General features: G+C 65.0%; 15 protein-coding genes and 1 pseudogene. 7 read left to right on the top strand and 9 right to left on the bottom strand.

Features of this window, described 5'->3' with window-relative positions:
* Positions 1-161: 161 nt before the first annotated feature.
* From ACZI8R_RS20030 to ACZI8R_RS20015, 4 genes and pseudogenes are all read right to left on the bottom strand, one after another.
* The gene (locus ACZI8R_RS20030) at positions 162-1,541 is read right to left on the bottom strand and encodes an ABC transporter permease (RefSeq protein WP_463381420.1); all 1,380 of its coding nucleotides are present in this window, start codon (positions 1,539-1,541) and stop codon (positions 162-164) included.
* Positions 1,538-2,299 carry an ABC transporter ATP-binding protein gene (locus ACZI8R_RS20025; RefSeq protein WP_463381419.1) on the bottom strand — a complete coding sequence of 254 codons (762 nt, stop codon included), beginning with the start codon at positions 2,297-2,299 and terminating at the stop codon, positions 1,538-1,540. Before ACZI8R_RS20025 ends, ACZI8R_RS20030 begins: the two co-directional genes overlap by 4 nt.
* Positions 2,300-2,407: 108 nt before the next feature.
* Positions 2,408-3,071, bottom strand: a pseudogene (locus tag ACZI8R_RS20020) (response regulator).
* A gap of 62 nt (positions 3,072-3,133) precedes the next feature.
* Positions 3,134-4,363, bottom strand: a complete 1,230-nt coding sequence (locus tag ACZI8R_RS20015) for a sensor histidine kinase (protein ID WP_463381418.1) — start codon at positions 4,361-4,363, stop codon at positions 3,134-3,136.
* A gap of 244 nt (positions 4,364-4,607) precedes the next feature.
* Here ACZI8R_RS20015 and ACZI8R_RS20010 point away from each other — a divergent pair, with 244 nt between their 5' ends.
* From ACZI8R_RS20010 to ACZI8R_RS19980, 7 genes are read left to right on the top strand one after another with little or no spacing between them, the layout of a single operon-like run.
* Positions 4,608-5,087, top strand: coding sequence for an Asp23/Gls24 family envelope stress response protein (locus ACZI8R_RS20010; RefSeq protein WP_463381417.1), 480 nt, complete (start codon positions 4,608-4,610; stop codon positions 5,085-5,087).
* A 43-nt stretch (positions 5,088-5,130) separates the two neighbouring features.
* On the top strand, positions 5,131-5,442 hold the full coding sequence (locus ACZI8R_RS20005) for an Asp23/Gls24 family envelope stress response protein (protein ID WP_463381416.1): 312 nt from the start codon (positions 5,131-5,133) through the stop codon (positions 5,440-5,442).
* Entirely contained in the window at positions 5,439-5,720 is a 282-nt protein-coding gene (locus tag ACZI8R_RS20000; protein ID WP_463381415.1) for a hypothetical protein, read from the top strand. Before ACZI8R_RS20005 ends, ACZI8R_RS20000 begins: the two co-directional genes overlap by 4 nt.
* A 58-nt stretch (positions 5,721-5,778) precedes the next feature.
* Positions 5,779-5,958 carry a hypothetical protein gene (locus tag ACZI8R_RS19995; RefSeq protein ID WP_378577910.1) on the top strand — a complete coding sequence of 60 codons (180 nt, stop codon included), beginning with the start codon at positions 5,779-5,781 and terminating at the stop codon, positions 5,956-5,958.
* Positions 5,951-6,376: an Asp23/Gls24 family envelope stress response protein gene (locus ACZI8R_RS19990; RefSeq protein WP_463381414.1), complete on the top strand. Its 426-nt coding sequence runs from the start codon at positions 5,951-5,953 to the stop codon at positions 6,374-6,376. The genes ACZI8R_RS19995 and ACZI8R_RS19990 overlap by 8 nt, the downstream gene beginning before the upstream one ends.
* A complete protein-coding gene (locus tag ACZI8R_RS19985) occupies positions 6,373-6,972 on the top strand; it encodes a DUF6286 domain-containing protein (protein WP_463381413.1) in 600 nt (199 codons plus the stop codon). The genes ACZI8R_RS19990 and ACZI8R_RS19985 overlap by 4 nt, the downstream gene beginning before the upstream one ends.
* Entirely contained in the window at positions 6,972-7,544 is a 573-nt protein-coding gene (locus tag ACZI8R_RS19980) for an alkaline shock response membrane anchor protein AmaP (RefSeq protein ID WP_463381412.1), read from the top strand. The genes ACZI8R_RS19985 and ACZI8R_RS19980 overlap by 1 nt, the downstream gene beginning before the upstream one ends.
* Before the next feature lie 49 nt (positions 7,545-7,593).
* Here ACZI8R_RS19980 and ACZI8R_RS19975 read toward each other — a convergent pair whose 3' ends face one another.
* The 5 genes from ACZI8R_RS19975 to ACZI8R_RS19955 form a co-directional block, all read right to left on the bottom strand.
* Positions 7,594-8,541: a Ppx/GppA phosphatase family protein gene (locus tag ACZI8R_RS19975; protein WP_463381411.1), complete on the bottom strand. Its 948-nt coding sequence runs from the start codon at positions 8,539-8,541 to the stop codon at positions 7,594-7,596.
* Positions 8,538-9,095, bottom strand: a complete 558-nt coding sequence (locus tag ACZI8R_RS19970) for a DUF501 domain-containing protein (protein ID WP_463381410.1) — start codon at positions 9,093-9,095, stop codon at positions 8,538-8,540. Before ACZI8R_RS19970 ends, ACZI8R_RS19975 begins: the two co-directional genes overlap by 4 nt.
* Positions 9,092-9,808 (bottom strand): FtsB family cell division protein, encoded by a 717-nt coding sequence (locus ACZI8R_RS19965; RefSeq protein ID WP_463381409.1) that lies wholly within the window; start codon positions 9,806-9,808, stop codon positions 9,092-9,094. The genes ACZI8R_RS19970 and ACZI8R_RS19965 overlap by 4 nt, the downstream gene beginning before the upstream one ends.
* Before the next feature lie 18 nt (positions 9,809-9,826).
* Positions 9,827-11,113, bottom strand: a complete 1,287-nt coding sequence (gene eno / locus ACZI8R_RS19960) for a phosphopyruvate hydratase (RefSeq protein ID WP_463381408.1) — start codon at positions 11,111-11,113, stop codon at positions 9,827-9,829.
* A 164-nt stretch (positions 11,114-11,277) separates the two neighbouring features.
* Entirely contained in the window at positions 11,278-12,021 is a 744-nt protein-coding gene (locus ACZI8R_RS19955) for a lytic transglycosylase domain-containing protein (RefSeq protein ID WP_463381422.1), read from the bottom strand.
* Positions 12,022-12,097 lie beyond the last annotated feature (76 nt).

The raw sequence follows: 12,097 nt of genomic DNA, 5'->3' as shown, positions 1-12,097 counted from the left end.
TCGCTCGAACACCTTCGCTTCGTCACCACCGAACTCAACGAACGCCCCAGGGCGGCGCTAGGCTACCGCCCACCAGTCGAAAAGTTCGCTGAGCTCATCGGTGCATCCACCACTTGAAACCGCCTCAGCTGAACCGGTGTGACATTGGTCAGGGGGAGCCGTCAGAGTTCGGCGAGAGCGACGACCGGAGAAATGGCCGTTGCTCGCCGCGAGGGTGCGAGTGAAGCAATGACTGCCAGCAGTGCCGCGCTCAGCACGGTTGCGACGAGCAGCATCCACGGCAACGTGGGTGCCACGATCGCCTTTCCACTGACACTCGCCAGGAGAGACTGTGCGGCCGCCCACCCGTAGACGGTGCCGAGGACCAGTCCGAACCCGACCGCCGCGATCACCATCTGCGCACTTTCGAACACCACCATCGAGCGAAGCTGTTTCCTGGTGAAACCGAGGGCACGCAGCAGTCCGAGTTCGCGGGTGCGCTGCAGGACACTGAGCGACAGGTTACTCACCATTCCCACTCCGGCAATGACACCCGAGAAGCCGATCAGTCCGGTGAGTACCCCGGTGGTGATGGTCAATGCCTGTCCCAGGTCTTCTTCGCTGTAGGTGTCGACGAGCATGGAGTTGTACGTCGACATTGCGACGGCGAACATCACCACCATCGTCACTCCGATGACGAGACCGATTGCGGTGCGGGTACTCCGTTCCGGATACCTGAGCGCGTTGGCCGACGCCAGCCGCGCGGCAGAGGAACGCCCGAACAGCCTGCCCGACAAGCGAAGTATCCCCGGCACTATCCGGTGAGCCCCCGACAGGACACCCGTGAACGACGCCGCACCACCGAAGAACGCGATCACCACTCCGAGCGGGGAAACCAACCCGACCAGCACTCCGAACGCCAGCAACAGCGCGCCGCCGATCAGAAGTATCGTCGCCGCCACGTTGCGTGCCGTGCGATGGCGACCGTCGTCGACCGACGGTTCGACGGCCTGCCCGGTCGCCTGTATCGGGGTCACCTCGAGAACCCGCTTGGATCCGACATAGGAAGCCGCCCAGGTCGTGGCAACGACGATGCCGGCCGGCAGCAGTACGAGCGGATCGACCAGCGTGTATTCGATGTCCGGCAAGCCGCCGGACGCCACACCCACCGCACGCGCGAGTGCACTGCCGCCGACGCCTACGACCAAGCCGACCACGGCGCTCGCGGCCCCCACCATCAAACCTTCACGGGCAACCGATCGCCGGACGTCGCGGGCGCTCCCACCGATCAGCCTCAGCAACGCGATCGTCCTCGTACGCCCGGCGACTATGGTGCCGAACGTGTTCGCCGTGACCACCGCGGCCACGTACATCGACAGCAGGATGAACACCATCGCGGTCGAATAGAGCAGGTTCGTCGCACCGGCAAGACCGTCCGAAAACACGTCGGACACCAACGCGGTCACCTGAATCAGGCCCACCCCGAACGAGGCGGCCAACCCGGCGACCAGCATCGTCGATCCGTGCTCTCTCGGCATCCCCATCGACATTGCCGACCTCATGCGACCCGCTCCATTCCCAGCATGTACGACGAGATCTGTTCCGGTGTCGCACGGCGCATCTCGTTGACCAGTCGCCCGTCGGCGAGGAAGAGGACACGGTCCGCGTAGCTCGCAGCCACCGGATCATGCGTGACCATCGCGATGCTCTGACCGTATTCGCGCGTTGCGGTCGCGAGCAGCGCCAGCACCTCCCGACCCGACCGAGAGTCGAGATTGCCCGTGGGTTCGTCTGCGAAGATCAGTTGCGGACGGCTCCCGAGGGCACGCGCGATCGCAACCCGCTGCTGCTGCCCGCCCGACAGTTGGTGCGGCCGGTGATCGACGCGATCCGCGAGACCGAGTGACGCGATCAGATGGTCGATCCACCGCAGTTCGTCGCCGTTCGGATTGCGCCCGTCCAACTCGAACGGAAGCATGATGTTTCCCCGAACATCCAATGTAGGAACAAGATTGAAGGACTGAAATACGAAGCCCACGTGACGACGTCGTAGCTCGGTGAGGGCATCGTCCCCCAACGTCGTGATATCGATGTCCCCGAGCCACACCCGCCCCGAGGTGACGGAGTCCAAGCCGGCCATGACATGCATGAGCGTCGACTTTCCGGATCCCGAAGGGCCCATGATCGCCGTGAATTCACGGCGCCGGATGCCGACGGAAACATTGTCGAGTGCTGTGACGGGATTTGCGGCGTCGCCGTACAGCTTGCGGACGTGTGCGACTCCGGCGACGAGAGCCTGCCGAGGATCTGTGCTGTTCATACCCAGAACGCTATGCACGGCGGCGGGCCGCCGAATCGGGCGCGAGTCGCCTTCACCTACATCTCGAGGATGATCCTCGAACGGGCTTCTACTCCCGCAGGAGGGCTGTCAGTCACCCGTCAGATCGTGCTCGAACGCGTAGACCACCAACTGCACCCGATCCCGCACTTCCAGCTTCGTGAAGACGCGGCTGATGTGTGTCTTCACCGTTGCCTCGCTCAGGAATTCCGCCGCTGCGATCTCGGCATTGCTGAGTCCTTTCGCCGCGAGCCGAAAGATGCCGCGCTCGCGTTCCGTCAGTCGCCCGAACGCTGCCGGCGCCACCGGTTGGTCGACGACCGGAACGAAATGCTCGAGCAACTGTTTCGTCGCAGAAGCCGCGATCACCGAATTCCCCGCATACACCGTGCGAATGGCCGCGAGCAGAAACTCCGGATCTGCATCCTTCAATACGAATCCACTGGCCCCCGACCGAATCGCACGGGCCGCACTTTCGTCGAGATCGAACGTCGTGAGCACCAGTATTCGCGGCGCGGGAACGGCGCGTTCGTCGAACCTGGCCAGAATGGCCTCGGTGGCCGCGATCCCGTCGAGCACGGGCATTCGTATGTCCATGAAGAATGGCCTCGGTGGCCGCGATCCCGTCGAGCACGGGCATTCGTATGTCCATGAGTACGACGTCCGGCGCCTCTGTCTCCGCGAGCCCGATCGCCGCCTGCCCGTCGCCCGCCTCGCCGACGAACTCGAGGTCCGGCTGAGACGAGATCAGCATCCGCACCCCGGCACGAAACAGCTTCTGGTCGTCGACCAGTGCCACTCTGATTCTGTCGGCCGTCATGAGTTCGCTTCCTCCTGCGGGGTTGGTTCCTGCTTGTGGGGCACTGCAGGCAACCACGCCGACACTCTCCACTCACCGCCCTCTGCAGCAGCGGCGAAGATGCCGCCGGACAAGCCTGCACGCTCGCGCATTCCAACGAGTCCGTGACCTGCCGACTTTCCAGTGACATGAGTCGACGACCCGTGCGACGGCAGCAGATTGCGCACGTTCACATGCACACCCTCCCTGTCGAACTCGATGTCGAGGTGCACCCGCGCCCCCGGCTTTCCATGACGAAGGGCGTTGGTCAAGGACTCCTGAACGATCCGGTACAGCGCCAGTTGCTGTCCCGCGCCCAGTTGGTCGACGCCCACCGCCCGACTGTCGACGTCGAATTCGATGTCCAAGCCGATTCCCCGCATCTGCGTCACGAGTCGGTCGATGTCCGCGTCACCGAGTGCGGGCTCGCCCTCCTGCGTATGTCGAAGCTGCCCGAGGAGAGTACGCACGTCCCCCAGAGCTTCCCGAGCGGTAGTGGAGATGGTGCGCAGCGCCGAGTCCGTCGACTCGGGATCGACCTCGCGCGCGTAGCGGGCTCCGTCGGCCTGCGCGATCACCACTGCGAGCGAGTGCGCCACGATGTCGTGCATGTCTCGCGCGATCCGGTTTCGCTCCTGTTCGACCGCAATCTCCTGCTGCGTTTTCGACTGCTCGAGTTCTGCCAGTTCCCTGGCGTGCCGCGATTCGATCGCGCTTCGCCGCGACTGGGCAAGCCTGCCGAGTGCCCACGCCAACCCGAGAACACCCCACGAGGCGACGAGAACGACGACGAACCTCAGGAGTACGGACGTCCCACCACCGGTTTCCACTGCGGCGAGATCGGCGGTGGAGTTATTCACCCAGAACGTGAGATACAACGCCGCGGTCACGCCCCCCGCGAAGGCCGATGCCAGGCCGACCCATTGCAATATTCGATTTCCGTACGAACCGACGCAGTACAACACGACGAGAATCGCGAAGTCGGCCGGCAGGACCGCGAGTGAGCCGACCATCTGGACGATGGCGAACACCCATGCGATCCCCAACGCCAGCGCTGGCGACCACCGTCGCAGCAACAGTGCTACAGCCAAACCGCAGAGCGTGACGAGTGCGAACTCGCTGTGTTCTTCCGCACTTGCGGACGCAGCGAGGAGGAGCACGAAAATCGACGCCCATACGGCATCCGCCGCAAGCTGATATCGCGTCATCGTCCGAAACACCGATTCACCGTACTTGTCCCTGGAAGACGACGCTCGACCCTGGATTGGCGTGATGCCTCACTCACGCATTTTCCGTGTGCATTATCGGCCGATTGCCAGAAGGTTGCGATACGCGCACAACCATCCCTTTGACCCTGCATGCGAATTGAATACGTGATATAGCTCGATAGCAACACTGTTAAGTTGTCGTACACAACGCTGCGGAAATTACCGCACTCAGAAGGAGTGACTCATGACCAGCGCTACCTCCTCGACTTCTTCCTCGACTTCTTCCGATGTTTCGAAGGGCACGTCCGGCAGCTCCTCACTCGTGAGCTCACAGGGCAAGACAACCATCGCCGACACCGTGGTCTCGAAGATCGCCGGCATTGCGACCCGTGAGGTGAACGGCGTCTACGCGGTGGGCGGCGGAGCATCGCGCGTCGTCGGCGCCCTCCGTGAACGCATTCCGGGCGCGAGCGTCAACCACGCACAGGGCGTTTCCGTGGAGGTCGGCGAGAAGCAGGCCGCAGTCGACATCGACATCGTCGCCGAGTACGGAGTTTCGATCGCCGATCTCGCCACCGGCATTCGCCGCAACGTCATCGCCGCGATCGAGCGGATGACCGGTCTTCAGGTGACCGAGGTGAACGTGACCGTGCACGACGTTCACGTGGAGTCGGACGACGACGAAGAGACCACGAACGAGCCGGCACCGTCGCGAGTGCAGTGACGCTCGGTGACCACCACAATCTGTGAACGCGAGGAGGATACTGATGGCTGGAGGTGACGGCATGGAAGAACCAGCGGATCTGATCGCCGCAGCAGTCCTCGACGTTCCCGGCGTGGCCGGTCTGCACGGCGGCACCTTCGGCGAGGTGGGCACCTACCTACCCGGTCGGCGAGTCGCGGGCGTCCGTACCGACGAGACCAACACGGACGTTCACGTCACGGTGTTCTTCGATGTCGCGGTTGCCGATGTGGCGCAGAGAATCCGAAAGGTCGTCGAGGGACTGACCGGAACCACTGTCGATGTCACGATCGCCGACGTCGTTCCGGTTCCGAGGAAAGAACTCGACTCTGCATGAGTGAAATCGGGCGTTGGGCCGACTACCCGGACCGCCGAACGGCGCGCCGGGCAGCCGCCCTACGCCTGCACCCGGACCTCGGGGGCAATGCGGAAGAACTCGAGATCGCATTTGCCGAGATCGACGCCCGATTCGGGGGTTCGGCCTCGGGCGGCCCCCCGATCGAGATCACTATCAGTCACAGCAAAAAGGCAAGCGCAATGCGTACCGCAAAACGCATCTATCGCGTTGCGGGAAAGAAGTTCCCGCGTCGCGGCACTCGATATATCTCTCTCTGATCCATCCCCATTTCGTGACCGCGACACAATTCTCGGCCAAAGATAATTGGAGGATAGAATGAAAACTTCCACACTCGGCCTGTTCGCCGGACTCCTTCTCGGAGTCGCAGCGGCAGCAGGCGGATTCACCGGATTCCTGATCGCCCTGGTGCTCGGATTGATCGGCTTCGCCCTCGGCGGACAGCGGGACGGCGACTTCGATGTCACCACCATCCTGCGGGGACGCGGTCGTGGGTAACCACGAGGCATCGCCCGACATCTCGGACGAAGCGCCCGCCACACCCAATTCCGACGCCGGCCTCGCCGAACCGGGTGACCGTGGCACCCTCGTCATTCGCGACAAGGTAGCCCAGCGTCTCGCCACCAAGGCCGCCCTCGACACCCCAGGCGTCGAGAAGCATTCGGCCGGACTGGCGAAGCTCACCGGCCGCGACCTCCCGCGCGCCCGCGTCTACATTGCAGGCGACCGCGTTCGAGCACACGTCGACGTCGCAGTGGAATGGCCCAATTCCCTGCCCCGAGTGGGTGATGCGGTCAGAACCAACGTCTCGTCCGCACTCTCCGACTACGCCGGGCTCAATGTGGACGGCGTAGACGTGTCTATCCCGAGTGTCGTCTCCCCCAGCGGCGAAGACACGGGAAGGAACATCCAATGACGAGCGATACTGCCGCCCACACGGAAGGCGCGCACCGTACCGAGAAGCCGGAGCCCACCGTATATCCCGCAGCAGGTCGTCAGCCCGTTGCTGCCCCGGCCGCCGGACTCGTCGGCACCATCCTGTCACTCGGCCTCTTGGCGGCGGGAATCGTCGGTATTCGTGACGCTCTCGTCGCCATCGGATGGCTCGACGGCGAGATGTGGACCAAGAGCGCTGCCCGATGGATCGACGGACTCACGTTCGCAGACTGGATGATTCCGGCCGGCATCGCCGCGATCCTCGTCGGCCTCTGGTTCCTGATCTCCGCGCTCAAGCCCCGACGCAAGACTGCCATTCCGGTCGATGCGCGTACGAGCGTGTGGATTCCACCGGCGGACGTGGCCCGTATCTCCTCCGTGGCAACGGAACCCGTTTCCGGAGTCCTGTCGACCAGCACCACCGCGTCACGCAAGAAGGTCACCGTGACGTCCCAGGTCACCGGTGCGGAAGCTGCGACCATCAAGATCGGCATCGCCGAGGCGGTCCGGGAAGCGCTCTCCGGGTTGAAATCCCCGCCGAAGATCAGTGTCCGTACGAAGTCAGGAGATCGCTGATGAGTCGCTCTGCTGCTTTCTTCGACCGTCTCCTCGCGCTCGTCGTCGGCTTGGTCCTTCTCGCCGTCGGAATCGGCGCGCTGATCTGGAACACGTCGCTCTTCCCGGACAAGCCCGAGACCGTCACTGCGCCTTGGCTCACCGATGCCACGGACAAGTCGTGGTGGGGGTGGGCAGTCGGAATCGGCGGCCTGATCCTCATCCTGCTCGCATTGAAGTGGCTCTTCTCCCACACGCCCGCATCGAAGGCGAAAGACCTGCAACTGGCGGGGAGTGGCAAGGAGGGCTCGCTGGTCGCAGACATCGGTTCGGTCGGAGACGGCGCAGCGCGCGCCCTCGAAGCGAGCCCGGGCGTACACAGCGCAAAGTCCAAGGCGATCGTCGACCGAGGTACCCGCACCGTGGATCTCTCGGTCACTCTCGACACGGCCGCCGATCTTCCCCGTGTCGCCAAGCGAATCGACGAGGTGTGCGCCGACTTCACGCAGATGCTCGGCACCGACTCGGTGGCCACCCGCACGACGATTCACTTCGACAAGGCTCGGCACGACGCGGGCAGCCGCGTCGTATAGGCGCTCCGCGCCCTGTGAGTGGTAGCGAGTCCTGGGACTCGCTACCCACTCACAGCTGTATCGACAGGGCTATACCGTCCAGAATGTCGTGTTCGCTCACGACGAGTTCCGTGATCCCTGCGCGAGCGGCAAGTGTGTCCGCCAATACTTGGGTGACGATCGCTCCCCCACCGATCACGTCCACCCGCCCGGGGTGCATCGGACCCAGCGCAGCGCGCTCGGCGTGATTCATCGCAACGAGCCGATCACAGACCTCGTGTACCCCGTCCAACGGGATACGCGACAGATGAATCTGCTCGGCGTCGTACTCGGGAAGATTCTTTGCGACAGCAGCCAACGTGGTCATGGTGCCGGCAACACCGACCCACGTACGAGCCTTGTCGACGTCGACCTTCTCGAACGCCTCGGCCAGCCGCTCGGATGCGAACTTTCGAGCGGCGTCGATCTGTTCGGCGGTAGGTGGATCGTCGTGGAGGCAGCGTTCCGTCAGTCGCACGCACCCGATGTCTGCCGAATGGGCGCTCTCCACACCGCTCGCGTCGCCGAGAACGACCTCGGTCGAACCCCCGCCCAGGTCCACGACGACGTACGGTCCCTCGGCTGCATCGAGTTCGCCGACCGCGCCGGCGAACGACAGCCGCGCTTCCTCGTCGCCGGTGATCACTTCTGCCTCGGCGCCCGCCACGACCGCACCCAACACCTCGCGAGTCATCGCGAAGAAGTCCTCGCGATTCGATGCATCGCGGGTGGCAGAGGTCGCGACCATGCGGACCGCGACTGCGCCGCTGTCACGGATCATGTCCGCGTACTCACTCAACGCTGCGCGGGTGCGCTCGATGGCCTCGGGCGCGAAAGAACCCGTCGCGTCCACTCCCTGACCGAGTCGTACGACGCGCATCTCGCGACGTACGTCCGTAAGCTTCCGGGCCTCGTCGACATCCGCGATCAGCAGGCGAATCGAGTTGGTTCCGCAGTCGACGGCTGCGACGCGGCTCATTCCTGATCCTCGCTGCCGGCATCGTCGATGCCGGGCCAGTCCGCCGGAATCGCTGTGCCGCGCAGCTTTCCGCCCGCGGCCCGCGCCGCCAGGACGACCGACTCGTCGCCGAGCGGGTTCACCCCCGGCCCCTTGGCGAGCGAGTGCGCCATCAACACGTGCAAGCACTTCACCCGGTCGGGCATGCCGCCACCGGTGAAGTCGGTGCCGAGAGATTCGATTGCGTTGCGTTCCGCGAGGTAACCCTCATGCGCAACCGTGTACGCAGCCGCGAGATCCGAGTCGGTGCCGAGCCGGTCGGTCATCTCCTTCATCACCCCGGCCGATTCCTGCCGACTTGCCTCGGCGGTCAGCCGCGGGTCCGTCAGGTAGTACAGCGTGGGAAACGGGGTTCCGTCAGGCAGCTTCGGTGCCGTCTTCACGACCCCCGGCCGCCCGTCCGGCGAGCGGTAGGCGATTGCGAGAACGCCACGGGGCTCGCGACCCAATTGGTCGGCGACCGCGGCGAGATCTTCGGGCGCGATGCTGCTGTATTCGTCGGATGGATGTGTCACCCGGTGGGTTCTCCTGGTTCGAGAGGTGGTGGAATTTCTGGTCCCGGTGGCGCTGCCGGCCCGGGAGGCGGCGGCGGAGCCGGCACGGGCTGCGGTTCCGAAATCGTCTTCCACAAGTCCCGATACCACGGCCCCGGAAGCTTCTCGGCTTCCTCTTCGGGGCTGACCGGCTCTTTGTAGTCACCCGGAAGCTGCACCTGGAACGGGGTGTCGCCGGGCTTGACGAACCGCAGCCGCTGACGCGCCTGTGCCTCGACGTACGCCGGATCGCTGTAGCGGTCCTCGAGTACTCGCAGTTCGGCGAGTTGCTGTTCGAGTTCCACCCGTTCCGCGGCAACCCGTTCCGCCTCGCCGCGCTGAGTCATGTAGTTCCGCAGCGGTACGGCGAGCGTGAGAGCGAGCACCAGAACCACCACGGCCAGGATCAGCGCGCGGCCCGTCGAGAGACCGAGAATGGTGTGCTCCGGGGACAGATTCCTGGACTTCGGTTTCGCGTCTACCTTCCGGGGCCGCGCGCGGCCGGGGAGGACCGTGCCGGCTTCCGCCGGATCCACCGCCTCGGCTCGCGCGTCACCGGTAGGGGACGTGGACCTGCGCGGTGAACGCGCACCACTCGTGCTACCGCCACTGCGCGTGCGCCGAGTCCGCTCCGGACGGCCGGAACCGCGACCACCCGGGCCCCCGGGTGATCGCGGCCTACCGCGTTGTGCCACTGGAAGATCAGCTCCACATCAGCTGTCGAAAGCGAAGCGCGGGAATGCGACCTCTCCCGCATACCGTGCTGCGTCGCCGAGGTTCTCCTCGATGCGCAGCAGCTGGTTGTACTTGGCGACACGCTCGGAACGAGCGGGAGCACCGGTCTTGATCTGACCGCTGCCGACCGCGACGGCCAGGTCGGCGATCGTGGTGTCCTCGGTCTCGCCGGAACGGTGGCTCATCATCGTCTTGTATCCGTTGCGATGAGCGAGGTCGACGGCGTCGAGAGTCTCGGTCAGGGTGCCGATCTGGTTGACCTTGACCAGCAGTGCGTTGGCGGCACCCTTGACGATGCCCTCTTCGAGACGGTCCGGGTTGGTGACGAACAGGTCGTCACCGACCAGCTGAACCTTGTCGCCGATGCTGTTGGTCAGGTCGACCCAGCCGTCCCAGTCGTCCTCGTCGAGCGGATCCTCGATGGAGACGAGCGGGTAGGCGTCCACGAGCTCCGCGTAGAACTTGGACATCTGCTCCGCGGTGCGGTTCTCGCCCTCGAACTTGTATCCGGTGCCCTTGGTGTAGAACTCCGTGGCCGCAACGTCCAGCGCCAGTGCGACATCGCTACCGAGTTTCAGGCCCGTCTTCGAAACGGCAATGGCAATGAGGTCGAGTGCTGCCTTGGTGCCTGCGACATCCGGAGCGAATCCGCCCTCGTCGCCGAGACCGGTCGAGAGGCCCTTCTCCTTCAGGACGGCCTTGAGCGCGTGGTAGACCTCGGCGCCCCAGCGCAGCGACTCCTTGAAGCTCGAGGCGCCGATGGGGGCAACCATGAACTCCTGGACGTCCACGCCGGTGTCCGCGTGCGCGCCACCGTTGAGGATGTTCATCATCGGAACCGGCAGAATGTGTGCGTTCGGCCCGCCGACGTAGCGGAAGAGGTCGAGGCCCGCGGAGTCTGCACCGGCCCGCGCGATGGCCAACGACACGCCGAGGAGGGCATTGGCGCCGAGGCGAGACTTGTCCGGAGTTCCGTCCGCGTCCAGGAGAGCCTGATCGACGGTGCGCTGCTCGGTGGCGTCCAGACCGATGATGGCGGGTGCGATTTCACCGAGGACGGCCTCGACGGCCTTCTCCACGCCCTTCCCGTTGTAGCGGTCGCCGCCGTCACGAAGCTCGACTGCCTCGTGTTCACCGGTGGAGGCGCCGGAGGGCACGGCCGCACGTGCGAAGGTGCCGTCGTCCAGCAGAACCTCGACTTCCACCGTGGGGTTACCGCGGGAGTCAAGGATCTCGCGGGCGCCGACCTGCTCAATAATGGCCACTTTGTGGTTCTCCTTCGATGGGGCTTCGCACTGGGCATCGACCGCTCAGGGGTCGCGTGGACGGCCGAGTCTCCGTACCTGGGCTCGGGTCGTGCCAGCACACAGCCTAACCGGAGTGCCGTGCCCGTCGTCACCGACGCGCCCTCCTCCACGCCGACGCGAGATCAGTCCGCGGGCACTCCCACCGAATAGGCGGAGGCGCGGTCCCTGACCTGGCCCACGTACACCCCGGAGAGGTTGTATGCCATCAGAGCGTTGTGCCAGCCTTCCGGAGTTGTCAGGTCTCCCCCGCGTTCACACAGGTAGCGAGCCGCAGTGAGGGTCGCGTCGTCGATGCTGTCGGGGTCCGCGACGCCGTCCCCGTTCGCGTCGACACCCCAGCGCTTCCACGTCTCCGGGATGAACTGCATCGGGCCCATCGCGCGATCGTGAATCGGGTCCCCGTCGAGCGCACCACCGTCGGTATCCGGAATCTCCTCGATACCCGGACCGCCGTCGAGTGGAATTCCGCGGATCACGGGATCGACCCGCCCGTTCGGCGCGACGTACGCGCCCCCGTGCGTGCCGTGCCTGCTCTCGACCCCGGAGATGCCGGCGAGAGTCGTCCATCCGATCCCGCATCCGGGTCTCGACGACGTCATGACCGCAGCCGCGTACCCGTAAGCCTCGAGGGCGGTACGCCCCACGCCGAGAGCCGCGTCCTGTTCTTCGGCCCACGCCTGCAGTTGGTCCGCGGAGCGACCGGGCGCCTCGACGTCGATCGGCGGAAGCGGTGCACCGACACCCGGCGGAATCCCGTCCGGAATGTCGATCGGCGGTGTGCGCTCGGCGCATGCCGCGAACGTCACGGCTGTCAGGCCGACGAGGAGAGCGGCGGCAAGTCTTCGGGGCACGACTCCATCATCCATATCCGCCCGCAGGTGGTCCGAATTCGAGACGAGGCTCACTCAAGACTTGGCAAAGAAGACGTCAAGGCTTATTCCT

Source organism: Rhodococcus huquni (assembly GCF_055231055.1).
Note: the sequence above shows the minus strand (reverse complement) of the source record. Positions and strands in the feature narration are given on the sequence as shown.

Excerpts from the sequence above, each read along its gene's own strand:
- ACZI8R_RS20030 (WP_463381420.1), bottom strand. The coding sequence starts at position 1,541 with ATGAGGTCGGCAATGTCGATGGGGATGCCGAGAGAGCACGGATCGACG.
- ACZI8R_RS20025 (WP_463381419.1), bottom strand. The coding sequence starts at position 2,299 with ATGAACAGCACAGATCCTCGGCAGGCTCTCGTCGCCGGAGTCGCACAC.
- ACZI8R_RS20015 (WP_463381418.1), bottom strand. The coding sequence starts at position 4,363 with ATGACGCGATATCAGCTTGCGGCGGATGCCGTATGGGCGTCGATTTTC.
- ACZI8R_RS20010 (WP_463381417.1), top strand. The coding sequence starts at position 4,608 with ATGACCAGCGCTACCTCCTCGACTTCTTCCTCGACTTCTTCCGATGTT.
- ACZI8R_RS20005 (WP_463381416.1), top strand. The coding sequence starts at position 5,131 with ATGGCTGGAGGTGACGGCATGGAAGAACCAGCGGATCTGATCGCCGCA.
- ACZI8R_RS20000 (WP_463381415.1), top strand. The coding sequence starts at position 5,439 with ATGAGTGAAATCGGGCGTTGGGCCGACTACCCGGACCGCCGAACGGCG.
- ACZI8R_RS19995 (WP_378577910.1), top strand. The coding sequence starts at position 5,779 with ATGAAAACTTCCACACTCGGCCTGTTCGCCGGACTCCTTCTCGGAGTC.
- ACZI8R_RS19985 (WP_463381413.1), top strand. The coding sequence starts at position 6,373 with ATGACGAGCGATACTGCCGCCCACACGGAAGGCGCGCACCGTACCGAG.
- ACZI8R_RS19980 (WP_463381412.1), top strand. The coding sequence starts at position 6,972 with ATGAGTCGCTCTGCTGCTTTCTTCGACCGTCTCCTCGCGCTCGTCGTC.
- ACZI8R_RS19975 (WP_463381411.1), bottom strand. The coding sequence starts at position 8,541 with ATGAGCCGCGTCGCAGCCGTCGACTGCGGAACCAACTCGATTCGCCTG.
- ACZI8R_RS19955 (WP_463381422.1), bottom strand. The coding sequence starts at position 12,021 with ATGGATGATGGAGTCGTGCCCCGAAGACTTGCCGCCGCTCTCCTCGTC.